Source organism: Frigoribacterium sp. VKM Ac-2859, from assembly GCF_013204925.1.
Classification (GTDB): domain Bacteria; phylum Actinomycetota; class Actinomycetes; order Actinomycetales; family Microbacteriaceae; genus Frigoribacterium.
The window spans coordinates 38752-64864 of sequence record NZ_JABMLC010000001.1 but is presented as its reverse complement, the minus strand read 5'-3'; the positions used below and the strand labels follow the sequence as shown (position 1 = coordinate 64864).

Annotated in this window: 24 protein-coding genes; 13 read left to right on the top strand and 11 right to left on the bottom strand. The window is 72.9% G+C overall.

Annotated features, from left to right (window positions below; translation table 11 throughout):
• Window positions 1-91: 91 nt before the first annotated feature.
• The 3 genes from HQQ78_RS00305 to HQQ78_RS00295 are packed head-to-tail and all read left to right on the top strand — an operon-like array spanning window position 92 to window position 6284.
• A complete protein-coding gene (locus tag HQQ78_RS00305) occupies window positions 92-1825 on the top strand; it encodes a DUF3375 family protein (protein WP_173150731.1) in 1734 nt (577 codons plus the stop codon).
• Window positions 1822-2832: a DUF4194 domain-containing protein gene (locus HQQ78_RS00300; RefSeq protein ID WP_173150730.1), complete on the top strand. Its 1011-nt coding sequence runs from the start codon at window positions 1822-1824 to the stop codon at window positions 2830-2832. Before HQQ78_RS00305 ends, HQQ78_RS00300 begins: the two co-directional genes overlap by 4 nt.
• Window positions 2829-6284 (top strand): ATP-binding protein, encoded by a 3456-nt coding sequence (locus HQQ78_RS00295; RefSeq protein WP_173150729.1) that lies wholly within the window; start codon window positions 2829-2831, stop codon window positions 6282-6284. Before HQQ78_RS00300 ends, HQQ78_RS00295 begins: the two co-directional genes overlap by 4 nt.
• 100 nt (window positions 6285-6384) lie before the next feature.
• Here the strand turns inward: HQQ78_RS00295 and HQQ78_RS00290 are convergent, their stop codons facing one another.
• Both HQQ78_RS00290 and HQQ78_RS00285 read right to left on the bottom strand, forming a co-directional pair.
• Window positions 6385-7107, bottom strand: coding sequence for a response regulator transcription factor (locus HQQ78_RS00290; RefSeq protein WP_173150728.1), 723 nt, complete (start codon window positions 7105-7107; stop codon window positions 6385-6387).
• Window positions 7104-8357 (bottom strand): sensor histidine kinase, encoded by a 1254-nt coding sequence (locus HQQ78_RS00285; protein WP_173150727.1) that lies wholly within the window; start codon window positions 8355-8357, stop codon window positions 7104-7106. Before HQQ78_RS00285 ends, HQQ78_RS00290 begins: the two co-directional genes overlap by 4 nt.
• Before the next feature lie 180 nt (window positions 8358-8537).
• Between HQQ78_RS00285 and HQQ78_RS00280 the strand changes: the two genes are divergently transcribed.
• The gene (locus HQQ78_RS00280; protein ID WP_173150726.1) at window positions 8538-9233 is read left to right on the top strand and encodes an ABC transporter ATP-binding protein; all 696 of its coding nucleotides are present in this window, start codon (window positions 8538-8540) and stop codon (window positions 9231-9233) included.
• Window positions 9230-10540, top strand: coding sequence for an ABC transporter permease (locus HQQ78_RS00275; RefSeq protein ID WP_173150725.1), 1311 nt, complete (start codon window positions 9230-9232; stop codon window positions 10538-10540). The genes HQQ78_RS00280 and HQQ78_RS00275 overlap by 4 nt, the downstream gene beginning before the upstream one ends.
• A 17-nt stretch (window positions 10541-10557) precedes the next feature.
• Here the strand turns inward: HQQ78_RS00275 and HQQ78_RS00270 are convergent, their stop codons facing one another.
• From HQQ78_RS00270 to HQQ78_RS00245, 6 genes are read right to left on the bottom strand one after another with little or no spacing between them, the layout of a single operon-like run.
• Complete coding sequence (locus tag HQQ78_RS00270) at window positions 10558-11211, bottom strand: TetR/AcrR family transcriptional regulator (RefSeq protein WP_371740293.1); 654 nt, start codon at window positions 11209-11211, stop codon at window positions 10558-10560.
• Window positions 11208-13436 (bottom strand): CocE/NonD family hydrolase, encoded by a 2229-nt coding sequence (locus HQQ78_RS00265; protein ID WP_371740292.1) that lies wholly within the window; start codon window positions 13434-13436, stop codon window positions 11208-11210. Before HQQ78_RS00265 ends, HQQ78_RS00270 begins: the two co-directional genes overlap by 4 nt.
• Window positions 13433-15445: an ABC transporter ATP-binding protein gene (locus HQQ78_RS16285; RefSeq protein WP_173150724.1), complete on the bottom strand. Its 2013-nt coding sequence runs from the start codon at window positions 15443-15445 to the stop codon at window positions 13433-13435. The genes HQQ78_RS00265 and HQQ78_RS16285 overlap by 4 nt, the downstream gene beginning before the upstream one ends.
• Entirely contained in the window at window positions 15442-16473 is a 1032-nt protein-coding gene (locus HQQ78_RS00255; protein ID WP_254064993.1) for an ABC transporter permease, read from the bottom strand. Before HQQ78_RS00255 ends, HQQ78_RS16285 begins: the two co-directional genes overlap by 4 nt.
• Complete coding sequence (locus tag HQQ78_RS00250; protein ID WP_173150723.1) at window positions 16470-17543, bottom strand: ABC transporter permease; 1074 nt, start codon at window positions 17541-17543, stop codon at window positions 16470-16472. The genes HQQ78_RS00255 and HQQ78_RS00250 overlap by 4 nt, the downstream gene beginning before the upstream one ends.
• Window positions 17540-19228 (bottom strand): ABC transporter substrate-binding protein, encoded by a 1689-nt coding sequence (locus HQQ78_RS00245; protein WP_173150722.1) that lies wholly within the window; start codon window positions 19226-19228, stop codon window positions 17540-17542. Before HQQ78_RS00245 ends, HQQ78_RS00250 begins: the two co-directional genes overlap by 4 nt.
• 516 nt (window positions 19229-19744) lie before the next feature.
• Here HQQ78_RS00245 and HQQ78_RS00240 point away from each other — a divergent pair.
• Genes HQQ78_RS00240 through HQQ78_RS00230 form a run of 3 tightly spaced genes read left to right on the top strand, consistent with a single transcriptional unit; the run spans window position 19745 to window position 20690 of the window.
• A complete protein-coding gene (locus HQQ78_RS00240) occupies window positions 19745-20056 on the top strand; it encodes a hypothetical protein (protein WP_173150721.1) in 312 nt (103 codons plus the stop codon).
• 45 nt (window positions 20057-20101) lie between these two features.
• On the top strand, window positions 20102-20380 hold the full coding sequence (locus HQQ78_RS00235; RefSeq protein ID WP_173150720.1) for a hypothetical protein: 279 nt from the start codon (window positions 20102-20104) through the stop codon (window positions 20378-20380).
• Between the two features lie 28 nt (window positions 20381-20408).
• Window positions 20409-20690, top strand: a complete 282-nt coding sequence (locus HQQ78_RS00230; RefSeq protein WP_173150719.1) for a hypothetical protein — start codon at window positions 20409-20411, stop codon at window positions 20688-20690.
• Window positions 20691-20780: 90 nt separating this feature from the next.
• Here the strand turns inward: HQQ78_RS00230 and HQQ78_RS00225 are convergent, their stop codons facing one another.
• Complete coding sequence (locus HQQ78_RS00225; protein WP_173150718.1) at window positions 20781-21623, bottom strand: nuclease-related domain-containing protein; 843 nt, start codon at window positions 21621-21623, stop codon at window positions 20781-20783.
• Between the two features lie 180 nt (window positions 21624-21803).
• On the bottom strand, window positions 21804-22391 hold the full coding sequence (locus HQQ78_RS00220; RefSeq protein ID WP_371740291.1) for a G5 domain-containing protein: 588 nt from the start codon (window positions 22389-22391) through the stop codon (window positions 21804-21806).
• 409 nt (window positions 22392-22800) lie between these two features.
• On the opposite strand from HQQ78_RS00220, the gene HQQ78_RS00215 reads away from it, so the two are divergent.
• Window positions 22801-23352, top strand: coding sequence for a hypothetical protein (locus HQQ78_RS00215; RefSeq protein ID WP_173150717.1), 552 nt, complete (start codon window positions 22801-22803; stop codon window positions 23350-23352).
• A gap of 64 nt (window positions 23353-23416) precedes the next feature.
• Here the strand turns inward: HQQ78_RS00215 and HQQ78_RS00210 are convergent, their stop codons facing one another.
• Window positions 23417-23764, bottom strand: a complete 348-nt coding sequence (locus HQQ78_RS00210; protein ID WP_173150716.1) for an SdpI family protein — start codon at window positions 23762-23764, stop codon at window positions 23417-23419.
• A gap of 233 nt (window positions 23765-23997) precedes the next feature.
• Between HQQ78_RS00210 and HQQ78_RS16280 the strand changes: the two genes are divergently transcribed.
• The 4 genes from HQQ78_RS16280 (at window position 23998) to HQQ78_RS00195 (ending at window position 26062) form a co-directional block, all read left to right on the top strand.
• The gene (locus tag HQQ78_RS16280; RefSeq protein ID WP_371740403.1) at window positions 23998-24189 is read left to right on the top strand and encodes a hypothetical protein; all 192 of its coding nucleotides are present in this window, start codon (window positions 23998-24000) and stop codon (window positions 24187-24189) included.
• The gene (locus HQQ78_RS16275) at window positions 24153-24503 is read left to right on the top strand and encodes a GNAT family N-acetyltransferase (RefSeq protein ID WP_371740397.1); all 351 of its coding nucleotides are present in this window, start codon (window positions 24153-24155) and stop codon (window positions 24501-24503) included. The genes HQQ78_RS16280 and HQQ78_RS16275 overlap by 37 nt, the downstream gene beginning before the upstream one ends.
• Window positions 24504-24637: 134 nt before the next feature.
• Complete coding sequence (locus HQQ78_RS00200) at window positions 24638-25162, top strand: GrpB family protein (RefSeq protein WP_173150715.1); 525 nt, start codon at window positions 24638-24640, stop codon at window positions 25160-25162.
• Between the two features lie 51 nt (window positions 25163-25213).
• Window positions 25214-26062: a pentapeptide repeat-containing protein gene (locus HQQ78_RS00195; protein ID WP_371740290.1), complete on the top strand. Its 849-nt coding sequence runs from the start codon at window positions 25214-25216 to the stop codon at window positions 26060-26062.
• The last annotated feature ends 51 nt before the right edge of the window (window positions 26063-26113 follow it).

Genomic DNA, 26113 nt, shown 5'->3' with positions numbered 1-26113 from the left:
CCTGGCCGCTGCGGACGAGGAGCGACACCGTCGCCGAGCGGAGCGTCACCAGTTGGTATCGTCGTCCGACGACTGCCGGAGGTCTTGCTTGGTGAACCACCCGTCGGGGCACGACGACGCCCTGAGCCGCGACGACGTGCGCGCGGCGTACGAAGACGACCCCACCTGGGCCCTGCTCCGCGGCTACAACGCCCGCTGGATGCTGCCGCTCTTCTCCCGCCACCTCGAACACGCCGAGGGTCCGGTGTCGGCCGACTGGTTCCACCGACAGGTCGCCGACGCCCTCGAGCAGAACGCCGCCGAGCAGGCGGCGTCCGAGCAGGCCGCACTCGAGCAGGCGGCGTCCGAGCAGGCCGCCCCCGAGCACCCGACGTCCGAGCGGGCGACGACCGAGCAGGACCCCGAGGAGGCGCGGCCCGCGTCCCCGACGCCCGTCGCCACGCCGGCCACCGCCGAGCAGAAGACCACCCCGGCCGAGTACTGCCGCAGCTGGGTCGAGAGCCGTTGGCTCGTCCGCACCCGCGCCTCCGGACCGGACGCCCGTGCCGAGTACCGCCTGTCGCCGCACGCGCTCAAGGCGCTGCGCCTCGTGCGCGACCTCGTCGAGCGCGACAACGCCGTCAGCGAGGCCCGCCTCGGCAGCATCGCCCACGCCGTCGGGCAGCTCGCGGGCCTCGCCGACCCCAGCCGCGAGTCGCAGCTCTCCCGGCTCGACGAGCAGATCGCCGAGCTCGAGCGCCGCAAGGCCGAGATCGAGCGGCACGGCACCGAACCCACCGCTCCCGACGTGCTGCGCCGTCAGGTCCGCGAGGTGGTGCGTCTGACCGCGTCGCTGCCCGAGGACTTCCGCCAGCTCGGCGCCATGGTCGAGCAGCGGCACCGCGAGGTCGCGCGCCGGGCCTCGTCCGAACACGTCGGCAAGGGCGCGCTCGTCGACCAGTACCTGCGCGACAACGACCTGCTCGAGCAGACCCCCGAGGGACGCGCCTACCGCGGCTTCGCCCAGATGCTGTCGTCGCGCGGGATCGATGTCATGCGCGCCGACATCGAGAAGGTCCTCGCGCAGCCCGACGCGGCCGCACAGCTCACCGAGCGGCAGCGCACGCAGCTCGAGTCGCTCATCTCCTCGCTGCTCGCCGAAGAGCAGAGCGTGCAAGAGACGTACGGCCGGTGGACGTCCTCGCTGCGGCGCTTCCTCAGCCGGTCGGGCTCCGACCAGCAGCAGCGTCTGCTCACCCTCGCCGACCGGGCGCTTCACGCGGGCGGCGTCTGGGCCGAGCGCCGGCCGGGCCACGCCATGCTGCCCGTCGAGCACGGCGACGGGCTCGGCCTCGGGGCGCTCGACGTCCGTGACGTCAGCCAGGTGCAGCTGCACACGGATCGCGCGCGGCCGACGGTCGACGTGCAGGTGACCATCGGCGACGCGACCCTGCCGGAGGCCGACCGGGCCGCCCTCCGCCTCACCTCGGGCACGAGCACGGCGGCCGTGTCGGCGACGATCGACCGGCTGCTCGTCGACCGCGACGAGGTCACGAGCGTCGACGTCTACCAGGCGACCGAGCCCGGGTTCCGCCGCCTCGCGCTCGTCCTCAGCATGCTCGACCTCGCGCTCGAGCGCGGCGTCGTCGGCGACGACACCGAGACCGTCGAACTCGTCGGCGATCCCGCCGACCCGACGACGTCAGGAGGCGCGGGTCGGCAGGTCACGCTGCCCCGCCTCGTCTTCCGACGCGACCCCGCGGGTCCGCCCGGGGCCGAGCCGGGCGCCGAGCCCGACGCCCCCGACCTCACGACCGGCACGACCAGCACGAAGGACCTCGCATGAGCCCCGCAGCCCCCTCGGACGAGACCGGCGTCGACGAGGCGACCCGCGCCTCCTCGGCCGAGGCGACCGCCACCTCCGACGACGACTCGGCGCGCACCTCCCGCGACGCCTTCGACGACGGCGACGCCGACGACGCGTTGCCCGGTGGCGTCACGGACGCGCTGCCGCTGGCCGGACGCAAGGCACTCGTCACGCTGCTGACCCACCGGTTCGTGTCCCGCGCCCGGCAGCAGGAGGCCTGGGCCGGCCTGCTCGCCCACGAGCCCGAGATCCGGGCCCGGCTAGAGGAACTGTTCCTGGTGCTGGTCGTCGACCACGACCACGAGGTCGCCTTCAAGCGACAGGGCGGCGAGGACGACGTCCCCGTTCTGCTGCGCCGCGAGAAGCCGCTGTCGCGCGACGCCTCGCTGCTGATGGTCTTCGCCCGCCGGGAGCACGCCTTCACGGACGGGCAAGACGAGGCGGTCGTGATCTCGAAGGACGCCGTGGCCGAGTTCCTCGGTCGGTACCACGACGACTCGGGCTCCGACGAGGTGCGCGCCCGCCGCCGGGTCGACGCCGCGATCGCCGCGCTCGTCGCCCGCGACCTGCTGACGGCCGAGCCCGACGACCCCGAACTGTTCGTGGTCTCGCCCGCGATCGTGCCGCTGATGACCGCCGACCGACTCGCGCACCTCGAGCGGGTGTACCTCGAGGCGGCAGGCGTCGAGGGCGACCCGACCGATGGGGACGAGGTCGGCATCCCCGTCGATGCGGACGCGGCCGGAGCGGAGGTCGACGCCGACATCGATGCCGACGCCGACGCCGATGCCGACGTCGACGTCGTCGAGCCCGAGGTCGAGGTCGAACCCGATCCCGCCGACGCCGGCCCCGCCGACACGGTGGAGGACACCCCCGACGCCGAACCCGACCCGACCGCCGTCCCGCTCGACCTCGACCTCGACCTCGAGCCCGCGCCCGCGCACGACGCCGGCACCGACACCGACCCGGAAGCACCCCAGGCATGAGCATCGCCGACACCCCGCCCGACCTCGGCATGTTCCACTCGGGCCAGTACCGCATCGAGCAGGTGCAGCTGCTCAACTGGGGCAGCTACGCCGGCCTGCACCGCATGCCCGTGGGTCGCGGCGGCATCGCCATCCTCGGCCCGACCGGCCGCGGCAAGTCGACCGTGCTCGACGCGATGGCCGCGGTCATCATGCCCAACCCGCAGGAGTTCAACCGCGCCGCCCGCGACGACAGCCGACAGCGGTCCGAGCGCACGGTGTACAGCTACGCGCGCGGCAAGACCGACGAGGTCCGCGACGCCGCCTCCGACCGCACGACGACGCGGTTCCTGCGTCCGCTCGGCCAGGCGTTCCCGAGCGGTGCGGCCATCACCTGGTCCACCGAACTCGGCCAGACGGTCACGGCCGTCCGCGTCGCCTGGATCGGCGAGGACACCGCCAGCCAGGACGACGTCACCCAGGCGAGCGTCTACCTGCTCGTGCAGGGCCGCTTCGACCTCAGCCGCCTGGCCGAGGTGACGCGCGAGGGCACGAGCCAGAACCCCCTGACCCGTGGCTCCCTCGCCCGCCTGCTCGACCCCGCCCACGATCTCGCGACCTCGTCGCAGCCGGAGCTGCGGGTGCGGTTGTGCGGTCAGCTCGGCATCGGCGGCAGCGACGAGTCGCAGCTCAAGGCGCTGACCCTGCTGCGTCGGGCGCAGGCGTCCAAGGGCGTGTTCTCGATCGACGACCTGTTCAAGCAGTTCGTGCTCGTGCAGCCGCAGGCGCTCAGCCGCTGGGAGACCACGCTCGCCACCTACCGCGAGGCCTCGGCGCTCTACGACGTGTTCGAGACGACCCGCAAGAAGCTCGACGTGCTCGAGGCCGTGCCGACGCTCGCCGACCGGTACGAGCTCGCCGGACGCGACGGCTCGGCCAAGCGCCGCCTGCTGGTCGACGACGACGGGCCCAGCCGCCTCCGCGTCTGGTTGGCCGAACGCGTCGGCAGCTGGGTCAGCGGCGAGGTCGACCGCGTCACGACCGAGAAGCGCGAGCAGGGCGAACGCCGGAGGCGCGCCCAGGCGGACGAGCAGCTCGCGTTCCGGTCCCGTGAACAGGCCCTGGCGCGGATCAGCGAGCTCGGGGGCGACCCCACGCAGTCGCTCCGCGAGCACGTGGCCGCCGCCGAGGCCGAGCTCGCCGCCGTCGAGCGCACCCGCGGCCGGCTCGCCGCCGCGCTCGAGGGGACCGGTGCGTCCCTCCCCCGCGACGACGAACAACTCGTCGCGCTCGGGCAGCGTGCCGACCGCCTCGCGGCCGACGACGCGGCCGCCCGGGCCGCGACCGCCGACGCCCGCAGCGACCTCGCCGCCCGCATCGGCGAGACGAAGCGCTCGCTGGCCGCCCTCGAGAAGCAGAAACGGTCGTTCGAGCAGCGCCGCAGCAACGTGCCCGACGACGCGATCGAGCGACGCCGGCGCATCGCCGAGGGGGCGGGCGTGCCGGTGTCGGAGCTGCCCTACGCCGGCGAGCTGTTCGAGGTCGCGCCCGAGCACGCCGGGTGGGCCGTCGCGATCGAGCGCGTGCTCGGCGACCTCGCCACGCACCTCCTCGTGGACCGCGCGCACTTCGACGCCGTGCGCCGCTGGGTGGACGAGAACGACGTGCGGGGACGCGTCACGCTCGTGCCGGCGACCACCGGGGCCGATCCGACGCTCACCCCGGTCGACCGCACCGTGCCCGCCATGGTGCGGCTCGACCCGGCCAGCCCGTTCCGTGGCTGGCTGCACGACGAGCTCGTCGCCGACCGCAGCGTGCTCTGCGTCGAGGGTCCCGACGACCTCGGCGGCCCGCGCCCGTCCGGCACCCGCGGTGCCGTGACCCGGCGCGGCCTCCGCACCGGCTCGCGCGACCGCGTGATCAAGGACGACCGGTCGACCCGTTCGTGGATCGGGCTCGACAACGCGGCCCGGATCGCCGAGCTCGGCGACGAGATCGTCGACCTCGAGGCCGTGCTGGCCCGGGTCCGCGGCGAGTACGACGCGATCGAGGCCGAGGCGGTCGAACGCCGCCGCGTCGCCGACGCCGTCGCCCGCGCGAAGGAGTTCACCTGGGACGAGCTCGACACCGCCCCCGCGCAGGCGAGGCTCGACGACCTGCGCGCCCAGCTGGACCGCATCGCCGTCGAGCGTCCCGAACTGGCCACGTTGCAGGCCGAGGCCGCGCAGCACGACGACGACCGCTCGGCCGCGACGCGCCGCCTGGCCGAGATCGACCAGGTGCTCGCGCAGCTCGACGAGAAGCACGCGACGCTCGTCGACATCGAGGACGAGTTCGCGGACGCCGCCGACGCCGACCCCCTGACCGACGACGAGCGGGCACTCCTCGCCCCGCTGCCGTTCGCGGCACCGCGTGAGGCGACCGACGTCGTGCGGCTGTACCGGGACGCGGCGTCCCAGCTGCGGGCCCAGGTCGACGCGCACGACCGCGACCGGGCGAACGCCGAGTCGACGCTCGTCGTCGTCTTCGAGCGGTACCTCGAACTCGACCGCACCGCGGGCATCGACGCCACGATCGAGAGCCTGCCGGCGGTCCGGGCGATCCACCGGCAGCTCGTCGAGGACGACCTGCCGCACGCGAGACAGCGCTGGCTCGAGAGGGCCGGCAGCGACGTGGGCGACAGCCTTCGGGCGCTGCTCGTCCAGATCGAGGAGGACGGCCACGTCATCCGCCGCGGCGTCCGCCCCATCTCGCAGGCCCTGCGGTCGATCGAGTTCCGACAGGGCTCGACGCTCGACATCGAGCCGCGGCCGGTGTCGAACGGCGACCTGCTCGAGTTCAAGCGGACGCTGCGCGAGCACACCGGCGGGGCCGGGAGCGGGGGCACGTCCGAGGCACGCTCCGCGGACGGACGGGCCCCGGAGGCGCGGGACGCGTCCGAGGTCGAGCGCCGGTTCCTGAGGCTCCGCCGCGACCTCGCCCACCTCGAGGAGAAGTCGAAGGTCGGTGACGCCTGGCGCCGGCGGGTGCTGGACGCGCGGGAGCACTACCAGTTCCGGGCGATCGAGACCCGCGCCGACGGAACGCAGATCGTGCACGAGGGCGTGGCCGGCAAGTCCGGCGGCGAGGGGCAGGAGCTCATCGCGTTCGTGCTGGGGGCCGCCCTGCGGTTCCGGCTGGGAGACGGCACCGACCGGGTGCCGACCTACGCGCCGATCGTCCTCGACGAGGGCTTCGTCAAGGCCGACGCCGAGTACACCGGCCGGGCCCTGGCGGCACTGACCTCCCTGGGCTTCCAGCTCGTGGTGGGCGCGCCGCGCGACAAGGTCAACGCCTTCGAGCAGCACGTCGAGAGCGTGGCGTACATCTCGAGCGATCCGTCGAACCCCGAGCTCTCGCGCATCTACCCGCTGACCATCCGGCAGGCCATCCAGGTCGAGCAGCACGGTCTCGACCCCGCGGCGCTCGCCTGACCCGCGCCTCCTCGTCCCCCCTCCGCCCGAGTGGGCAGAAGATGTCCTCCGCACGCGGGGGAAGGACATCTTCTGCCCCCTCGCGCGCAGGGAGGGGGCGCTACGCGGCGCCCGGCGCGAGGAAGCCGGTCTCGTAGGCGAGGATCACGAGCTGCGCCCGGTCGTGGGCGTCGAGCTTGGTCATGATGCGGTTGACGTGTGTCTTCGCGGTGTGCGGCGAGATGACCAGGTCGCCGGCGATCTCGGCGTTGGCGCGACCCCGGGCGACGAGCAGCAGCACCTCGCGCTCACGGTCGGTCAGGTGGGCGAGCCCGGCCGGCACGGCCGGCGACGACGCCCCCGACGACGACTCCCCTGACGACGGCGTTCCCGAGACCGATCCCGCCCCGCCACCACCCGGCAGCACGTACTTCTCGATCAGGCTGCGCGTCGCGACGGGCGACAGCAGCGCCTCCCCCGCGTGCACGGCCCGCACCGCCCGGACGATGTCGTCGGGCTCCGCGCCCTTGCCGATGAACCCGCTCGCGCCGGCGCGCAGGGCCGCGACGAGGTACTCGTCCTCCTCGAACGTGGTGAGGATGAGCACCTTCGTCCCGGCGAGCAGCGGGTCGGCGCAGATCTCGGCCGTCGCGCCGATGCCGTCGAGCTCGGGCATGCGGATGTCCATGACGACCACATCCGGCCTCAGCGCCGACGCCCGCATCACCGCCTCCCGGCCGTTCACGGCGTCGCCCACGACCTCGACCCCGTCCTCGCCGTCGAGGATGTCGGTCACGGCCTGACGGATCAGCGGCTGGTCGTCGACGACGAGCACGGTCGTCACGAGGCTCCCCCGCTCCCACCGGACGAGCCGGACGAGCCGGCCGAGCCGGACGAACCGGCCACGTCGACCCCACGGGTCACCGGCAGCACGGCCGCCAGCCGGAAGCCGCCCGGCGTCGGCCCGGTCTCGACGACGCCCCGCACCGAGGCGACGCGTTCGCGCAGACCGAGCAGCCCGTACCCGCCACGGACGTCCACCGCTTCGGGCGCGTCCTTCGACGCCGGCACGGGGTTCGTCACCACGACCGACACCTCGTGCTCGTCGACAGCGATGAGCACGTGCGCACGGTGTTCGGCACCGTGCTTGCCGGCGTTCGTCAGCCCCTCCTGCACGACCCGGTACGCGACGAGGTCGACCGCGCCCGTGACCGCGGCGAGCGGGCCCTCGACCCGCGTGCTCACGACGAGGCCCGCGTCGGCGAACCCTGCCACGAGCTCGTCGAGTCGTGCGAGGCCCGGCTGCGGCGACGCGACCCGCTCGGAGTCCCCGGCGCGCAGCACCTCGAGCAGGTCGCCGATCTCGCCGAGGACGGTCCGGGAGGCGCGGCGGATGGTCGCGAGGGCCGTCACCGCCTTCTCGGGTCGCGTCTCGATCGCCGACGACGCGACGCCCGCGTTGAGGCTGATCACCGAGATCTGGTGGGCGACGGCGTCGTGCAGGTCGCGGGCGATGCGCAACCGCTCCTCGGCCACCCGGCGCGAGGCCTCGGCCTCACGGGTGCGTTCGGCTCGCTCGGCGCGTTCGGTGACGGCCTCGATGTACTCCCGTCGGGAGCGGCTGGCGTCGCCCGCCGCGGCGGCGAAGGCGACCAGGAGCGTGAACTGGACCACGGGCAGGTCGACGACGCGTCCCCCCACCCCCAGCAGGCCGAGCAGGGCGACGGCCAGGACCGTGGCGACCGTCACGACGATGGTGCGGCGGCGCGGGGTCCGCGCGGCCACGGCGAAGACGGCGATGCCGGTGGCGAGGACGACGCCCGGTGCGAGCGTGCCGAGCAGGGCGGCGATGCCGAACAGGCCGACGATCGCGGCGAGCACCGGGACGGGGCGTCGACGACGGAACGGCAGCAGGACGACGGGGGCGAGGACGACCGCGACGGCCAGCCCGCCGGTCGGCCGGAACCCCGCGACGGGGAAGGGGGCGAACGCCGCACCGACGACGAGCACCGCGGCGATCGTGTCGCCCAGCCACCAGGGGACGCGAGGTCGCGGGTAGGCGGGCTCGCGCCTCCTGCCGTCCGTCGTCGTCATGACCCCATCGTGCCCTGGAACGGCGGTGGCCGAGTCCCCCTCTGGCCCGACGTCGCGTACCGCAGGTGCGGTACTCGACGGCCGGCAGGTGTCCGCGGTGGGGGGACGACGCGGTCGGCGCGGCCCGCGAGGGTGGGTCTCGGCCCCGGAGACACCGGGGCCGTCAGCGACAGGAGCACCATGGCGCCGATCATCTCGGTCCGAGACGTCCACCGTTCGTACGGGCGCGGCCCGAACCGGTTCGAGGCCCTGAAGGGGGTGAGCTTCGACGTCGCCGAGGGCGAGAGCGTCGCGATCGTCGGCAAGAGCGGCTCGGGCAAGTCGACCCTGATGCACGTGCTCGCCCTGCTCGACGCCCCGACGACCGGCACCGTCGAGCTCGAGGGGGTCGACACGAGCACGCTCAAGGGAGGGCGCCTGAACCGGACGCGCAACAAGACGTTCGGCTTCGTGTTCCAGCAGTTCTTCCTGACGTCGAGCTCGTCGGTGCTCGAGAACGTCGTGCTGCCCATGAAGATCGCGGGCGTGCCCCGCGGCGAACGCCGTCGTCGCGGCCTGGCGGCCCTCGAACAGCTCGAGCTCGCCGACAAGGCGAAGAACAAGGCCCTGAACCTGTCGGGTGGTCAGAAGCAGCGCACGGTGATCGCGCGCGCGCTGGTCAACGACCCGCGCATCATCTTCGCCGACGAGCCCACCGGCAACCTCGACACGGCGACCGGGGCGGTCGTCGAGGACATCCTGTTCTCGTTGAACCGCGAGAACGGCATCACGCTGATCGTGGTGACGCACGACGAGGAGCTCGCGGCGCGCTGCGACCGGCGCATCGTGATCCGCGACGGGTTGATCGTCGACGACGAGGCCGAGGTGGCCGCATGACGACCCTCGACCTGCTGCTGACCGCCGTCTCGAACACGTTCCGGTCGAAGACGCGGACGATCCTGACCGTCCTGGCGATCTTCGTCGGCGCCTTCACGCTGACGCTGACGAGCGGGCTGGGCACCGGCATCAACGCCTACATCGACGACACGGTCTCGGCCGTGGGCTCGTCCGACACGATGACGGTCACGAAGGCCTCCGACGACGCGCAGGGTCTCGGCGGGGCGAACTCGGGCCCGGCCGAGTACGACCCCGACACCGTCGCCGCGGGCGGGTTCGGTGCCCCCGGGGCGACCGTCGTCGCCCTGACCCCGGACGACGTGACGACCCTCGAGGGCGTCGACGGCGTGCTGGCCGTGCAGCCGACCGAGTCGCTCGCGACCGACTACGTCGAGGGCGAGAGCGGGACGAAATACGTCGTCTCGGCGAGCGCCCTCGCGCCGGGACAGCAGCTCACCCTGACGGCGGGCGCCCAGCCCGACGACGACACGACCGACCTGCAGGTGGTCGTCCCGACGTCGTACGTCGGTCCCCTGGGGTTCGCGGACGACGAGGCGGCCGTGGGTCGGTCCGTCACGCTGGCCGTGACCGACGCCACGCGCACGCAGCACACGGTCACCGCGACCGTCGTCGGCGTCGCGGAGGAGAGCATCGCCTCGCCCGCCGGAGCGGCGGTCACCCCGAACGCGGCGCTCGGCACGGCCCTGTTCGACGCGCAGAACGTCGGGCTGCCCGCCGACCAGGTCGACCGCTACGCGCAGGCCACGGTGCGGTTCGCCGCGGACGCGTCCGACGGGCAGGTGAGCGACATCAAGGACCGTCTCGCCTCCGCCGGCTACACCGGCACGACCGTCGCCGACCAGCTGGGCACGTTCACCACGGTGATCGACGGCATCGTGCTCGTGCTCAACGCCTTCGCGATCATCGCCCTGCTCGCGGCGAGCTTCGGCATCGTCAACACGCTGCTGATGAGCGTGCAGGAGCGCACCCGCGAGATCGGCCTGATGAAGGCCATGGGCATGGGCAGCGGCAAGGTGTTCGGCCTGTTCAGCCTCGAGGCCGCGTTCATCGGGTTCCTCGGCAGCGCGATCGGCGTGGGCGTCGCGATGATCGCGGGCAGCGTCGTCAGCGCCACCCTGGCCGGGTCGCTGCTGTCGAACCTGCCCGGGCTGACGCTGATCGCGTTCGACCCCGTGTCGATCGCGCTGATCATCGTCGTGGTGATGGTGATCGCGTTCCTGGCCGGCACGCTGCCCGCCGCGCGCGCCGCGAAGGCCGACCCGGTGGAGTCGCTGCGCTACGAGTGAGGCCGAGGAGGCGCGGGTCAGCCCCGGAAGGACGCCCCGGTCTCGTGCTCCAGCAGCGTCCACATCCAGTCGAGCGCGAGGCCGGGCGTGAGGCCGGGGGCCTTCTGGGCGAGCTGGGTCGCGAGGCCGTCGCTGTAGGCGGCGAGCTTGAGGGCGAGCGCCGACGGGTCGGCCGTCACGAACCGGCCCTGCTCGATCCCGCGGCGGAGCGTGCGGGTCAGGCAGGCCTCCCACACGCGGATGCGCTCGACGTACTCGGCGGCGACCGCGGGCTTGCGCGCCACGGCCGTCCAGTAGTCGGACCAGAGCCGCCAGTGCTCGTCGGTCGCGTCGGTGTCGGCGAACAGGGGCTCGACGAGCATCCGCACCCCCACGACCGGGTCGGGCTCGACGTCGACCGCCTCGATGATCGACGAGTAGAACCGGGCGGTTTCGAGCACGACGACCTCGTTGAGGATCTCGGCGACGCCGTCGAAGTGGTAGGTCACGGTGCCGACCGAGACCCCGGCCGCCGCGGCGATGTCGCGAAGCCGGGTCGCGCCCATGCCCTCGCGGACGATCACCTCACGGGCGGCCTCGACGATCGACGCCCGCCGGACGACCGGCTTCTGTCGCACGCCCGCGCCGCCGGTGGCCACGCCGCTCACGCCGCCGCCGCCCGCGCCGCTCACGCCGACGTCCGGGGCACGAGCTCGTCGAAGGTCCGGTCGGCGACGAGCACCGTCTCGGCCCCGGGCCCGCCGTCCCGGGCCCAGGCGCGCACGGTGTTCTCGACCCGGAACGCCTCGGCCGAGGCCGTGACGCGCGACGTGGTCTCGAGCCACGCCTTCCAGGTCGGCTTCTCGAGTCCGATCGCCCAGCGCGACTCGGCCGACGCCGACAGCGGGTCGCCGTCGACGATGCGGTAGGTCTCGCGGCTGTCCTCGGTGAAGACCAGGCCGTCGGGGTACTCACGGCCACCGCCGTAGCCGGGGTCGACATCGAGCACCCACTCGCCCGTGCCGACGTCGTGCGAGACGCTGCGCTGCGGCAGGTCCGTGGCCGGCGGCAGGGCGCGGACGGCCAGGGGCTCGGCCCGCTCGGGCGCCTCGAACGCGACGCCGTCGTCGACCGGGTGCTCCGCCGACCCGTCGCCGGGCCCGCGCGTCCACGCGGGCAGCGTCACGCTGCTGCGCGTGGGGTCGAGCGTGAGGGTCGCCTCGACCGTATGCGGCCAGACCCACGGCCAGTAGGCGCTCGACACGGCGATCCGGAGGCGGTGGCCGGCAGGGAAGGAGTGCCCGGTCGAGACCAGGGCGACGCGCACGACCTGCTCGACCCGCGCCTCCATCGGGTCGTCGGCGCGGTCGCGTCCGTTCCGCTTGTTGAGGTTGAGCACGCCGCGGGTGACGAGCGTCGACGAACCGTCGGGGGCGACGTCGCAGAGGCGCACGACGACGGTGCCGTCGGGCACGTCGCTCGTCAGGGCGAGGTCGACCACGACACTGCCCAGGACGTCGAGCGTGGCGTCGACCGGCACGTCGAAGCAGACCGAGCGGCCGTCCTCGGCGCGCTGGTCGGGCGGCAGGTCGGTCGCGTTGCCGAACGGGAAGAAGCGTCCGGCATCGAGGCCGGTGCTCTGCGGCGAGCGCACGACGACGGGGCCGTCCGCCCCGCCACGCAGCGAGACCAGCGGCACGATGCGCGCCTCGGTCGAGGGCGACGGCCAGGTCGAGGCCGCGACCCAGCGCCCGGTCCGCTCGGCGTAGTACGTCGCCGGCGGCTCGGAGTCGTTGATCCAGGCCCGCAGCGCGGGCTCCGCGTCGACGCCGTTGGGGCAGTCGAGCAGCCAGCGGTCCCACCAGCGCAGGGTCTCCTGCAGGAACCCGATGCCCGGGCCGGGCGCCAGCCCGCGGTCCGGGTACTGGTGCGACCACGGCCCGATGATGCCCTTGACCGGTGCGTCGACGTTCTCGACCAGCCGCAGCACGGCGTCGCGGTACGGGTCGGCCCAGCCGCCCACGGCGAGGACGGCGGCCGTGATCGACGAGTAGTCCTCGCAGACGCTGCCGTGCCGCCAGTAGTCGTCGCGTTCCTGGTGCGAGAGCCAGGTCGTCGTCATCGGTCGGTTGTGTTCGAGCCGCTCGCGCCAGCGGGCGACCCAGTCGGCGCCGACGACCTCGGGCCTCGGCGGGCGCGAGTTGAACGCGAACATCGTGCCGCCCCACGACGCCATGTCGATGCCGAGCACGGCGCCGCCCATGTAGTGCACGTCGTTGTCGTAGCGGTCGTCGGTCGAGCAGACGGTGACGATCGCCTTGAGCGCCGCCGGAGCCCGCCCGGCGAGCTGCAGCGCGTTGAACCCGCCCCACGAGATGCCGAACGCGCCGACCGCGCCGGTCGACCAGGGCCGGGCGGCGAGCCACTCGATCAGGGCGATGCCGTCGTCGAGCTCCTGCACCGAGTACTCGTCGTCGAAGAGGCCGTCGCTCGACCCCGTGCCGCGGATGTCGACCCGCACCGACGCGTAGCCGTGCGCGGCGTACCAGGGGTGCCGCTCGCTGTCGCGCGGAGCCGTCCAGTCGTCGAGCCGGTAGGGCAGGTACTCGAGCAGCACCGGCACGGGCTCGTCGACCACGGGGGCCCAGATGCGGGCGTGCAGTCGCGTCCCGTCGGGCATCGGCACCCATTCGTCGCGCACCTCGACCTCGAGCGGGCCGCTGCCGTGCGGGCGGTCGGAATCCTGCCGCCCGGGGGCGTCGGCGAGGTCGGCGCGCGGGGCTCCGAGGGTGCGGACTCCCCCGGCCCACGCGGGCTCCTGCAGGAGGCGCGGGTCGCCCAGGAGGCGCGGGTCGCGTGCGCCGTCCCCCCGCTCGTCGCCTCGGGGGCCCGGGTCGGGTCGGCCGCTCGTGCTCACATCGCCTCCCAGCGCTTCACGTGGTGTCCTCCGCCGTGGTCGTCCCAGCCGTCGGCGTCCCGCCAGCGGGGCCGTGCGTCGCCGACGTCGGGCAGCTCGGTCGTGCCCGGGTCGAGCGTCGCGTCGAGCAGGGTGCGCGTGTACGGGTGGTTCGGCCCCTGGAAGACGCGTTCGGTCGGGCCCACCTCGACGATGCGGCCGCCGGTCATGACGGCGACCCGGTCGGCGACGCCGCGGACGACCGCGAGGTCGTGGCTGATGAAGAGGCAGCTGAGCCCCTTCTCGTCGCGGAGCCCCGCGAGCAGGTCGAGCACCCCGGCCTGCACGCGGACGTCGAGCGCCGTCGTGATCTCGTCGGCGATGATCAGCTCGGGTCCGGCGGCGAGCGCCCGGGCGATGCCGACGCGCTGGCGCTGGCCGCCCGAGAGCTGGGCGGGCAGGCGTGAGGCGAACTCGGGGGGCAGGCCGACCTCGACGAGCAGCTCGGCGACGCGCTCGGGGCTCGACTCGCCCGTGAAGAGCTTCAACGGTCGGGCGATCGCGGCGCCGACCGTGCGGCGCGGGTTGAGCGAGGTGTCGGCGTTCTGGAAGATCAGCTGGATCGATCGGCGCAGCGTCGCCGTGCGCCCGGCGACGGGCCGCGTCAGGTCGCTCTCGACCCCGTCGGCCCCGTGGAAGCCGAACCGGCCCGACTCGGCGGGGATCAGCCCGGCGAGGGCCGTGGCGAGGGTCGACTTGCCGCTGCCGGACTCCCCCACGACGGCGAGCGTCTCGCGGCGGCCGATGGTGAACGAGACGCCGTCGACCGCGGCGGGCAGGCCACGCCCGTACCGGACGACGAGGTCGCTCGCCGTGACGACCGGCCCCGTGGCGGGTGCGGCGGGTGCCGCGGGTGCGGTCCTCGGGTCCTGCGCCGCGCCTCCTGCGGGTGCGTCGTCCGCTTCGCGCCGCGTTTCGTGCTGCACACCCCGACTGGTCGCGGTGCCGTGCACGGAACGCGGTGCGGTGACGTCGGTCACCACCTCGCCGAGCGCGGTGCCGGGTGCTGTCCCCGGTTCCTGCGCTGCGCCTCCTGCTGCTGCGTCCTCCGCGTCGCGCCGCGTTTCGTGCTGCACACCGTGACTGGTCGCGGTGTCGTGCACGGAACGCGGTGCGGCGGCGTCGGCGTGCACGCGCGGGATGCTCGCGAGCAGCTCGCGGGTGTACTCGTGCTGCGGGTCCGCGAAGAGCGACGCGGTCGGCGCGTGCTCGACGATCCGGCCCTCGTGCATGACGGCGATCTCGTCGGCCATGGTCGACACGACGCCGAGGTCGTGGCTGACCAGCACGATCGCCATGCCGAGTTCGACCGCCAGGTCGCGGATCAGCTCGAGCACGGCCGATTGCGTGACGACGTCCAGAGCGGTGGTCGGTTCGTCGAGCACGAGCAGCTTCGGCCGCGCGGCGATGGCCATGGCGATCGCGACGCGCTGCTGCTGCCCGCCGGACAGCTGGTGCGGGTAGCGCCGCACGATCGTCTCGGGGTCGGGCAGACGCACGTGGCGCACGAGTTCGAGCACGCGGTCGTCGCCTCCGGGCAGGCCGTGGCTCTCGAGCGCCTCGCGCAGCTGGCGTCCGACGCGCATCGACGGGGTGAGCGCCTGGCCGGCGTTCTGGGCGACCAGGGCCGCCGTGCCACCGCGCAGGGCCCGGCGCGCCCGCTCGTCGAGGGCGAAGACGTCGTCCCCGGCGACGCGGACGCTGCCCGACACGACCCGCGACCCGCGCCGCAGGTGCGCGAGCAGGGTGCGGGCGACGGTGGACTTGCCGCTGCCGCTCTCGCCGACCAGGCCGAGGGCTCGTCCGGCGCCGACCTTGAAGCTCACGCCCCGCACGACCGGCACCTCGCGGCGACCGGCGGCGTACGAGATGGAGAGGTCGTCGACGCGGACGACGGGATCGGGGGCGACGTCGACGGGGCGACCCGCGCCTCCTGCGGTGGTGCCGGTGGTGGTGAGGGGCTCGTTCACGAGACCGCCCCCTTCTGTGCGCGGTCGACGCCCAGCGACTTGCTGAGCCCGTCCGCGCTGAGGTTGAGCCCGATGACGAGCGTGGCGAGGGCGACGACGGGGGCGAGCGTGCCCCACGGGACGACGGTGAGGGCGGTGCGGTTCTCCTGCACCATGAGGCCCCAGTCGGGCGTCGGCGGGTTGGCGCCGAACCCGAGGAACGACAGGGTCGAGATGAGCAACACGATCCAGGAGGCGCGCATCGCGTACTCGACGAGCACCACGTCGGTGACGTTGGGCACGATCTCGCGGAACACGATGCTCAGCGGCTTCTCGCCGCGGGCGCGGGCGGCGGTCACGTAGTCCTGCGTGATCACGGTGCGGGCGGCACCGCGGACGACGCGGGTCACGGCCGGCGCGTAGATCACGGTGACGGCGAGCACGATCACCCAGAGGCCCGAGTCGAACACGGTCACGACGACGAGCAGCGCCAGGATCGACGGCACGCTCAGCAGCGCGTCGACGATGCGCATGACGACCTCGTCGAACCAGTTGTCGGCGTAGGCGGTGACGCAACCGAGCACGGTGCCGATGCCGACCGCGATCGTCGTGGCGAGGAAGGTGACGACGAGTGCGTACCGGCCGCCGTTCAGCGTGCGCGACAAGATGTCGCGGCCGTACTGGTCGGTGCCGAGCCAGTGGGCCCAGCTGGTGCCGGTCAGGGCGGCTCCCGAGTCGGTGGCGACCGGGTCGTGGCCGGTCAGCACCGGGGCGAGCAGCGCCAGCAGGACGTGCAGCGCGATCAGGCCGAGCCCGATGCTCAAGGCCGAGGAGGCGCTGAGGCTTCTGGTCAGGGACGTCGCGCTCGCGCGCAGTCGCCTCGGCCAGCCGCCCGCGGCCTGCGGTCCGGCCGATGCCGGGCCACCGACCTGCGCGCCCGGGGTGGCTGGGTCCGCGGTCGTGGCGACCCGCGCCTCCTCGGCGGTGTGGTGCCCGATGTCGCCCTGGCCGCTGTCGGCGGGCGGGGTACGGTCGCGTGCGGGGCTCATGAGCGGGCCTTCCGTCGGGTGCGCAGCCTCGGGTCGAGGGCCAGCGCGATGAGGTCGGCGGCGAGGTTGCACACCACGTAGACGAGGGCGCTGACGACCGCGATCGCCTGGATCGTCGGCAGGTCGCGGTTGAACACGGACTCGAGCATGAGCTTGCCCATGCCCGGGTAGTTGAAGACGTTCTCGACCACGACAACGCCGCCGAGCAGCCACGCGACGTTCAGCGCGACGACGTTGAGCGTCGGCAGCAGGGCGCTCGGCACGGCGTGGCGCCAGACGACCTGACGCGTCGACAGGCCCTTGAGCTCGGCCGTCGTGACGAACTCGCTCGCCATCACGTCGATCGTCGACGAGCGGGCGGTCCGCACGATGTAGGCGGCCATGGCGAGGGTCAGCACGATGACGGGCAGCCAGATGCTGGGCAGCAGTTCGGCGACCGTCGCGTCCTGGCCGCGCAGCACGACCGCCGGGAAGATCGGCAGCGCGATGGCGAACAGCAGCACGAGCACGGTGGCGACCATGAACTCGGGCACGCTCATGACGACCAGGCTGATCAGCGAGATCGCGTGGTCGCTCGGACGCCCGCGGCGCACCCCCGCGATGACGCCGAGGGTCAGCGACAGGGTGACGCCGACGATCATGGCGGGCAGCGCGATCAGCATGCTGTTGCGGAAAGCGATCAGCAGGTCGGGGCCGACCGGCAGGCCGCTGACCAGTGAGACGCCGAAGTCGCCGTGCGCCGCACCGAGCAGCCACTGGCCGTAGCGGACCCAGACGTTCTGGTCGAGGCCGAGCGTCTCGCGCAGGGCGGCGACGGCGTCGGGGGTGGCGTCCTGACCGAGCAGTTGCTGCGCGACGTCGCCGGGCAGGGCCTGCACCGCGAAGAAGACGAAGAACGAGGCGAGCAGCACGGTGAGCAGAGCGGTGCCGACGCGGCGGGCGACCACGATCAGGGTCGCGGCGACCGGGGACGTGGGGTGCGGGCCGCCGGCGCCCGGGCGGCTGGCGGTCGTGCCGCCGGCGGCCGGGCCGCTGGTGCTCGGGCGGCTGGCGGTCGGTGTGGGGCTCATGCGCGGAGTCCGATCTGCAGGTAGTCGAACTCGAAGCCGAACTCGCGGTAGTTCAGGACGTTCCGGGACAGGCCGACGAGGCGGTCGCCGAACATGGGGGTCATGTCGGCGGAGTCCTCGACGACGATGCGCTGGGCGTCCTGGTAGAGCGTCATGCGGCGCGTGTCGTCCATCTCGGCGCGGGCGTCGTCGAGCAGCCCGTCGAAGGTCGGGTTCGACCAGGCGCTCTCGTTGTACGACGAGCCGGTGCGGAAGATCTGGTTGAGCAGCTGGTCGATCGGACGGCCGGTGAACCAGTAGCTGACCATGAGCGGCTTCTGCATCCAGATCTGCGTGTAGTACGAGTCGGACGAGGCGTTGCGGACGGTCAGGTCGATGCCCGCGTCGCGGACGGCGTCGCGGTAGGCGACCGCCATCGGGGTGAAGACGGATTCGTAGCTGGAGGTGTAGATCTCGGTCTTCAGCCCCTCGCGGCCGGCCTGCTTGAGCAGGGCGCGGGCCTGGTCGGGGTCGTAGGCGCGTTGGTCGTCGAGCCAGACGGCCTGCGAGGGAGGCACGGGGTTGTCCCAGCCGGGCGAGCCGGTGCCCTGCAGGGCGGTGGCGACGATCGCCTGCGGGTCGTAGGCGAGCTTCATGGCCTGGCGTACGAGCGGGTCCTTGAATTCGGCGCTCGTGGCGAGCATCGGGATCGTGTACCACTGGGCGTCGGGCGCGCGCGCGACGGTGGCGCCGGCCGAGGCGCTGACGACCTGGGCGGTGGCGAAGTCGAGGTTGGTCTGGCTGATGAGGTCGATCTGGCCGGCGAGGAGGGCGTTGACGCGGGCGGTGGTGTCCTGGATCGAGAAGAAGTCGATGCCGTCGAGGACCGGACGGCCGGCGAAGTGGTCCTCGAACGCCTCGACGCTGCCGGTGCCCGCGGGCTCGAAGCTCGACAGGCGGAACGGCCCGGTGCCGATGCCCGTGCGGCCGATGCCGCCGCCCTGGCTCGGGTCGGCGCTGCCCTCGGGGACGATGTAGCACTGGTACGCGGTGAGCAGCGAGGGGAACTCGGCGTTCGGCGTCAGCAGGTCGAAGCGCAGGGTGAGCGGGTCGACGGCGGTCATGCCGCCGGGGCCGATCATGGCGGCGAGCACCTCGCCCTGGGGTGAGGCGGTGTCGGGGTCGAGGATGTGCTCGATCGAGTAGATCGCGTCGGCGGCGGTGAAGCGGCGGCCGTCGTGGAAGCGGACGCCTTCGCGGAGGCGGAAGGTCCAGCTCGTGCCGTCGGCGTTCGCGGACCAGTCGTCGGCGAGGTCGGGCACGGTGACGCCGGCGTCGTCGAGCTTGACGAGCCGGTTGTAGAGGGCGCCGAGGTACTCGTAGGCCGAGAGCGAGCTGGCGGAGTCGAGGGTCTCGGCGGCGGAGGCGGCCGGGCGCGCGATGCGCAGGCGTCCGCCGCGGGCGGGGGTGCCGGTGGCGGCGGCCTCGGGGATGGTCGGGGTGCTGCGGGCGGGCGTGCAGCCGGCGAGGGTGAGCAGGCCGAGGCCGGCGAGCCCTGCGGCGCCGGCGAGGACCGTGCGGCGGCTCGGGCCCGTGCTGCGGTCTGCGCGGCCGTCGGTGCCGCTGCCGGCGCGGCTGTCGGTGCCGCTGCCGGCGTCTCGCGCCGGGCGGAGCGCGTGTCGGTGTTCGGGGACGATCGGTGTCATGCGGGGATGGCCTTCCGTTTATCGTTCGGGTGAACGATAAGGGAGGTTCGCGGCGGCGGCCAGCTCGCCGGAGCCCCGGAGGCGCGGGTCGGCGCTCCCCCGTAGCCCCCGTTCTCCGCGCCCCGCCGCGGATGCGGGCGTGCTCGTGCGGCAGCGTGCACGGGCTGCAGTCTTCACCCACTCGTTACACGAGCGCGCCTCGTCGACGCGACCCGCGCCTCCTCGGGTCCGCCCTCTCGTCTCGGTCGAGTGGTCCCCAATCGTCCCTCCCCGCCCCACGAAGAACGTTGTCGGACCACTCGATCGACTCGCCGGGGCGACGTCCGAGCAGGAGGCGCGGTTCGGCCCGCCCGCGCCCGTCACCCTCGCGGCGGCTCGAGTGGGCAGAACCTGCTCGTCGAGGACCGCCGGGCAGCACCTTCTGCCCACTCGCCCGGCTCGTTCGGCCCCGGAGAGCCGGCCTGCCCCTCGAAGCGGGGCTCAGTCCGGAGCCGGGCCGCGCCCTAGTCTCGGCACATGGCCACCCCGACCACGCCCCGCCTCGCGCTGGGGCGACCCGCTCTCGCCTTCGGGCTTCTCGGGGTGTTCGCCTTCCTCTCGGACACGGCCTTCAGATGGTGGACGTTCACCCGTCCGTCCGCTCCGTTCAGGTACGTCGTGGCCTCGTCGACAAGCGGCTTCGACGGATTCAACGGGGTACAGACGATCGGCGGACCGTTGCTGCTCATCGCGCTCCTCTCGATCGGGTTCGCGGTGGCGCTGCTGGTGGTAATGCTCGTGCACCGGCTGGTGAGCGCGCGTCCCGATCGCGGTGGTCGCGCCTCCTGATCGTCCGGTCTGGTGGTGACACGGCCGAGGATCTAGCCTCAGCAGATGGATGCTTCGTCTCCCGCCAGGCGTCGTCGCCGCCTCGGCCGTCTCGCCCTCGTCTTCGGCATCGTGGGCGTCGCCGCCGCCGTCGGGTTGATGGTGATCAACGAGGTGGCGCCCGGCATGAGCGGTGCCGCCCGCTATACCACCGCTCCGGCGATCGACTGGTTCACGATCATGCTGACCCTTGGCGGCCTGCTGTGGGGGCTCGCAGTCATCGCCCTGCCGACGGCACTCGTGCTCGGGCTCATCGTTCTCGTGCGGTGGATATTCGTCGACTGACCGCCTCGACCCTCCTGATCGGATTCCCGTGATCAACCTCGTCGCCCTCATCCCCGCATTGTTCACCGTGGCCGCTCTCGCAGTGGCCTGGTCGTCATCGGGCGGAACGACGACCCGGGCGCGCCGGTGGAGTGCCCGCGCTCTGGCGGTCTGGGCAGCCGTCGCCGTGGTCGCGCTCGCCGCGTTCCTCGTCGGCCTGCACCTGCAGCACGCCGACCTCGCCGTCTGGTCGGCGTTCGCACTGATCGCTGCAGCTCTTGCCGCCGTGACCGCGGCGGCCGCCCGCGTGGTGTCATCGCTCGTGCGGTGATCCGGTACGTACCGGATCACCACGGGCGGCCTTGCCGTCTCTGGGCCAAGGCCTCAGGGCCCGCGGCTGAGGGCCCACGGCGCAGGGCACCTACCCGAAGGTCGAGACGACCGTGCTCGTGACCGTCGCCACCACCGCGATCGCGACTCCCCCGCTCGTCCCGAGAATGCCGAGCGCCGTGCCCAACCGCCACCGCCGCCGACGGCGGGCCGCGTCGTCGATGTCACGACGCAGGCGCTCGAAGCGGTGCTCGTGACGGAGCGTGTCCGTCAGCACCAGCGCCTCCGTGTGCCAGGTACCGCGTTCTTCGGCGACCATGGCCAGGTAGGCCAGCGCCTCGGGCGAGTGCACCCGCGGCCCGTTCATCAGCCACTTGCGCAGGCGGGCGGCCACGACCACCGAGACCGTCGGCGCCTTCTTGCCGACGGACAGCGAGGCCTCGCCCACGAGCACGATGACGGGCGTGACGACGATCTCGAAGTCGGCCGCCCTCGACATCAACCGGGAGGCGCGGGCCGCCTCGTGAAGGGAGTTGCGAGAGTGGTCGGTCCGGTGTCCGCCGACCGTCACCAAGCCGCCGCCGACCCAGACCTTCTTGCCGGCGTGGTGCTTCGTATTGACGGTGAAGACGCCCGTCGGCCCGATGACGACGTGGTCGATGTCGGACTCGCCCGAGCCGACCGGGACGGAGTGCAGCACGGTCCACTCGGGCCCGAGCTCGGCGAGCACGCGCGCGACCTCGATCTCGCCGAGGGCGCCCTGGTACCAGCTGCGGGCGTCGGCGCTCAGGGGCGTGTGCCCGAAGAGGCGCTGCCGCCGGGTCAGTGCGGGCGCCTCGGCCTGGACGCGCAGGCACTCCTGCATCACCGAGTAGGCCGGCCGCCGGGCCTTCAACGTCATCGCCACGCTTCCGCGCGCCACGGTCTCGCTCATGTTTCCCCCTTGCCCACACGGTAGGGCGACACGTGACGTGCAGACGAGCCCCCGTTGGGAGGCCAGCTCGCGCCCCGGGTCGACAGGCTCGATCGAGTGGTCAGAAAACGTCCTTCCGCCGCGCGGGAAGGACAATTTCTGACCACTCGACCCTTGTCAGGAGGCGTTTCTGGCGAGCGCCTACCGGTCGCAGGCGATCCCATCGCCGTCGCGGTCGAGGTCGTAGACGTCCGAGCCGACGACGGTGACCGGCCCCTGGACGTACGCGGGGCCGTTGCCGCTGCCTCCGGCGCAGTCGACGTCCGAGGCGACGGGGACGCACGCCCCGGAGTAGTTCGAGTCGCACCCACCCGCAGCCGGAGCCGGTGCCGGTGCCGGTGCCGGTGCCGGTGCGGCGACGGGTGCCGGGGCGACGTAGGGCACGCGGGTTCCGACGCTCGTGACCTGCGGCACCGGGGCGACCGTGACGGTCTCGCTGACGAGAGAGCGCGCGGTCTCGATTCCGTCAATGGTCGTCACCTCGTAGGTGTGGACCTTCGTGCCTGCCTGTCCGGTGGTCGTCACGGCGCTGGTGCCGACGTCGCGGTTCGGGTCGTCGACCGAGACCGACTCGAACGGAACACTTTCGCTCTCGTCGACGCGGGTGATGTTGACGACCGGGGTGGGCGTCGGAGTGGGGGTCGGGCTCGTGGTCGCGTCGACGGCAACAAAGGGCCGCGCCGCGCCGTCCGGGCCAGCGGCCTGGCCTGCCCCGGAGAGTGCAGCCACGGCGGCCGCGTTCGCTGCACCTCCCACAACTAGAAGGAAGGCCATGAACCCACACGCGATCAATACGCGACCCGTATTCGTAAGCCTGTTCCACCACAGCGTCATCTTCGTTCCCCCTCGAAGTCAGGCCGGAATCGACCTCGCACAGTGTCGGCGGTGGCCCGAGCTCGGAGGCAGCCCCCGTCCGGGGGTAGAACGGTGGATTTCACCTCCGGGTCACCACGCATCCAAGGCCAGCCATCCCCCAGGCCACCTGGCGGTGAATGAACATCACTCATGAGGTGAAATTGACATCTGTTGTCGAAAACCGTTTCCCGGGGTCGACTCCCACCCATAGGGTCCTGAGGATTGCTCTGCACCCGAATGCAGGGCCTCTCCACCGTCGAGAACCCGCAGAAAGAGACACACGATGTCCCGCGCCACGAAGATCACCACCGCCCTCGCCGCCGCCTCCCTCATCGGCCTGACCCTCGCCGGCTGTTCAGGCAGCCCGGCGACGGGAACGAGCGGCGAAGCCGCGCCCAACATGACCCAGGTCGCCGCGGCCGCATCACAGAGCGCCGCACCCGCGACGGAAGCCGCCAAGACGACATTCACCTTCGGCGAGACTGCAACCTTCGACGGCCTCACCCTCGGCATCAGCGCCCCGGAAGCCTTCACGCCGAGCCAGTACGCCCTCACGGGATCGCAGCCCAGCAACGTGAAGTTCACGATCTCCATCACCAACACGAGCACCGAGGGCTACGACCCGTCGCTCACCTACATCAGCGCCTCATCGAGCAGCCAGGAAGCCGAGCAGATCTTCGACACTGAGGGCGGCCTCACCGGCTCGCCCTCGACGACGATCCTGCCGGGCTCGTCCGTCAGCTACGTCGTTGGCTTCAATGTCGCCGACCCGGCCCAGATCGTCATGGACGTCACGGGCGGTTTCGACTACGAAAAGACCACCTGGACCAACTGATCGTCGATGACGTCGCCCTTCCCCACCGCGGGAAGGGCGACGTCATTGTTTTGATCCTTCTGGCTCAGCTCCCCAGTAGGTCCGTCGCCGCCTGATCCGCCCGCCACGCCCCGACGAGCGTGCCGAACAGCAGCGCGACCATGCTCCCGATCGCCCAGATGGCCATCGCGTCCTCCGACGGGCCCATGAGGAGCGGCACCACGATCGACCCCACGGCGAGCGCGCACCCCACCGTCACCGGCACGAGTGCTGCCCGGTGCCCGGCCCGCCACGCCTCGGGCGACGCCATCACGTGCCGGAACCGGATGCCGGCGAGGTGGTTCACCCCGAGCCGGCCGCGGGCGGCGGCAAGCGTCGTACCGAAGACGAGGGCGCACCCGGCGAACACGATGAGCGGAACGACGACGAGCATCCCTCCAGGCTAGGTCGGCACCTCCGGACGCGACTCCCCCGCGCGGCCCGTTCTGAGCCGCCCTGGCCCACCCCGGCATGAACGAGTGGGCAGAAAGTGTCCTTCCGCCGCCCCCGAAGGACACTTTCTGCCCGCTCGAGCCTGCCGGGCCCACCCGGGCCGACTCGAGCCCGGCGAGCCCGACAAACCCGGCGAGCCCGACGAGCCCACCGAGCCCCAGGAAGAATGGCCCCATGCCCCTCGTCCCCATCGCCCCGACCGATGCCGACGCCGATGCCGACGCCGACGCCCGAGCCGACCTCCGCGCCTTCCTCGCCGCCGCCGACCTCACGCTCGGCGGTCTCGACTCCCCTCACCGCGCCTCCGGCTCTGGGTCGACCGTGACGCCATCGGCACGGTCGTCGGCAGCACCGGCTACGAGCTGAGCGCCGACGGCGAGCACGCCCTCATCCGCAGCGTCGCCGTCGCCCCCGCCGCCCGCACGCGCGGCGCGGGCTCCCGTCTCGCCCGCCACGCCCTGGCCGACGCCGCCGCGCACGGAGCCCGCCACGCCTGGCTCTTCTCCCGCCGATCCGGACCGTTCTGGCAGCAGCTCGGCTTCGCCCCCGCCGACCGCGACGCCCTCGCCGCGGCCCTCCCCGACACGCACCAGGTGCAGCTCTTCCGAGCCTCCGGCCAGCTCGCCCGCGAGGTCGCCTGGTCACGCCCCCTCGCCGACCTCCGCCCGACGACCCCCTAGGAGGCGCGGGTCGGTCCACGCCCGCCCCACCGGTCATCGAGTGGTCTGGAATCGTCCTTACCCTCCGCGCGAACGACGATCCGGGACCACCCGACCCCACCCCGCCGAGAGTGACACCCCGTACGATCGCCCCGATGGTCGATCTGCAGCCGCACGCCCCCACCTGGGCCGACGACTACCGCCGTGAGGCCGAGCGTCTCGCGGTCGCCCTCGGCACCCGGGTCGACGCTCTCGAGCACATCGGCAGCACGGCCGTCCCCGACCTCCTCGCGAAGCCGATCATCGACGTCGCCGCCCGCACGTCTCCCGGCACCGACCCGTTCGCCCTGGGTGCCGCCCTGACCGACCTCGGCTACGAACGACACGCAGCGGGCCCGAAGACCCATGCGGTCTACGTCCGGCGGGACGGAGCACGACGCACGCACATCCTCCACGTCTTCCGCCCCGACCAGTGGGACGCCTGCCACCAGCGACTGTTCCGCGACCGCCTGCTGCGCGACCCGGTCGCGCGACAGCGCTACGCGACCCTGAAGGAGGCGCTGGCCGGCCTCGACGACGGACGCGCCTACACAGCCGCCAAGACCGCGCTCATCACCGAACTCGTCACCGATGAGCGGGCGGCTCGTGGTCTCCCTGCGGCGCCGGTGTGGGACAAATGATCCACCCCTGTTCGATCGCCCCGGCCCGCCGCGCCCGTTAGCGTTGACGCGATGAGCACCCGCACCCGGATCGAGCTGGGCCGCCGCGCTGACCTCGGAGCCGACTGTGCGAATTGCTTCGGCCTGTGCTGCGTCGCGCTGGCGTTCACGAAGAGCGCCGACTTCCCGTTCGACAAGCCGGCCGGTGATCCGTGCACGTACCTCGACGAGCACGACGGATGCCGCATCCACCCGCAGTTGCGTGAGCGAGGGTTCAAGGGCTGCACGGTGTTCGACTGTTTCGGGGCGGGGCAGAAGGTCAGCCGGCAGACGTTCGCCGGGCGCTCGTGGCGTGACGACACCGCGACGCGTGAGGCGATGTTCTCGACGTTCCCGCTCGTGCGGCGGCTGCACGAACTGCTCTGGTACTTGGACGAGGCGATCGCGCTGGTCCAGCGCGGGCGCGGGCGCGAGCGCGAAAGCACGCACGACGGCGAGCACGCACCCGCCGCCGAGCCCGGCCGCACCCCCGGCACCACCCCAGACCCCGCCCCGTGGCTCACCGCCTTCGAGCACGTCCGGCACCTCACCGACGGCACACCCGACGAGCTGGCCGCCCTCGACGTCGATGCCGAGTACGACGCGGCGCGCCCACTGTTGGTGCAGGCGAGTGAGGTCGCCCTGGCGGCCGTACCCGCGCCTCCTCGGCGGTCGAGAGCCAAGGGGCCGACGCTCGAGCCGGGGAGCGACCTGATGGGAGCGGCCCTGGCCGGGGCGGATCTGCGGGGTCGGACGCTCCGCGGCAGCATCGCGATCGCGGCGGACCTGCGCGGGGCCGACCTCGACCGGTGCGATCTGCTCGGTGTCGACCTGCGGGACGCCGAGCTCGGTGGGGCGGACCTCTCGGGGCGATCTACCTGACGCAGATGCAGGTGAACAGTGCCCAGGGCGATGCGGCGACGCGCCTGCCCG

Excerpts from the sequence above, each read along its gene's own strand:
- HQQ78_RS00300 (WP_173150730.1), top strand. The coding sequence starts at position 1,822 with ATGAGCCCCGCAGCCCCCTCGGACGAGACCGGCGTCGACGAGGCGACC.
- HQQ78_RS00295 (WP_173150729.1), top strand. The coding sequence starts at position 2,829 with ATGAGCATCGCCGACACCCCGCCCGACCTCGGCATGTTCCACTCGGGC.
- HQQ78_RS00285 (WP_173150727.1), bottom strand. The coding sequence starts at position 8,357 with ATGACGACGACGGACGGCAGGAGGCGCGAGCCCGCCTACCCGCGACCT.
- HQQ78_RS00280 (WP_173150726.1), top strand. The coding sequence starts at position 8,538 with ATGGCGCCGATCATCTCGGTCCGAGACGTCCACCGTTCGTACGGGCGC.
- HQQ78_RS00275 (WP_173150725.1), top strand. The coding sequence starts at position 9,230 with ATGACGACCCTCGACCTGCTGCTGACCGCCGTCTCGAACACGTTCCGG.
- HQQ78_RS00255 (WP_254064993.1), bottom strand. The coding sequence starts at position 16,473 with ATGAGCCCCGCACGCGACCGTACCCCGCCCGCCGACAGCGGCCAGGGC.
- HQQ78_RS00250 (WP_173150723.1), bottom strand. The coding sequence starts at position 17,543 with ATGAGCCCCACACCGACCGCCAGCCGCCCGAGCACCAGCGGCCCGGCC.
- HQQ78_RS00245 (WP_173150722.1), bottom strand. The coding sequence starts at position 19,228 with ATGACACCGATCGTCCCCGAACACCGACACGCGCTCCGCCCGGCGCGA.
- HQQ78_RS00240 (WP_173150721.1), top strand. The coding sequence starts at position 19,745 with ATGGCCACCCCGACCACGCCCCGCCTCGCGCTGGGGCGACCCGCTCTC.
- HQQ78_RS00235 (WP_173150720.1), top strand. The coding sequence starts at position 20,102 with ATGGATGCTTCGTCTCCCGCCAGGCGTCGTCGCCGCCTCGGCCGTCTC.
- HQQ78_RS00225 (WP_173150718.1), bottom strand. The coding sequence starts at position 21,623 with ATGAGCGAGACCGTGGCGCGCGGAAGCGTGGCGATGACGTTGAAGGCC.
- HQQ78_RS00215 (WP_173150717.1), top strand. The coding sequence starts at position 22,801 with ATGTCCCGCGCCACGAAGATCACCACCGCCCTCGCCGCCGCCTCCCTC.
- HQQ78_RS00210 (WP_173150716.1), bottom strand. The coding sequence starts at position 23,764 with ATGCTCGTCGTCGTTCCGCTCATCGTGTTCGCCGGGTGCGCCCTCGTC.
- HQQ78_RS16280 (WP_371740403.1), top strand. The coding sequence starts at position 23,998 with ATGCCCCTCGTCCCCATCGCCCCGACCGATGCCGACGCCGATGCCGAC.
- HQQ78_RS00200 (WP_173150715.1), top strand. The coding sequence starts at position 24,638 with ATGGTCGATCTGCAGCCGCACGCCCCCACCTGGGCCGACGACTACCGC.
- HQQ78_RS00195 (WP_371740290.1), top strand. The coding sequence starts at position 25,214 with ATGAGCACCCGCACCCGGATCGAGCTGGGCCGCCGCGCTGACCTCGGA.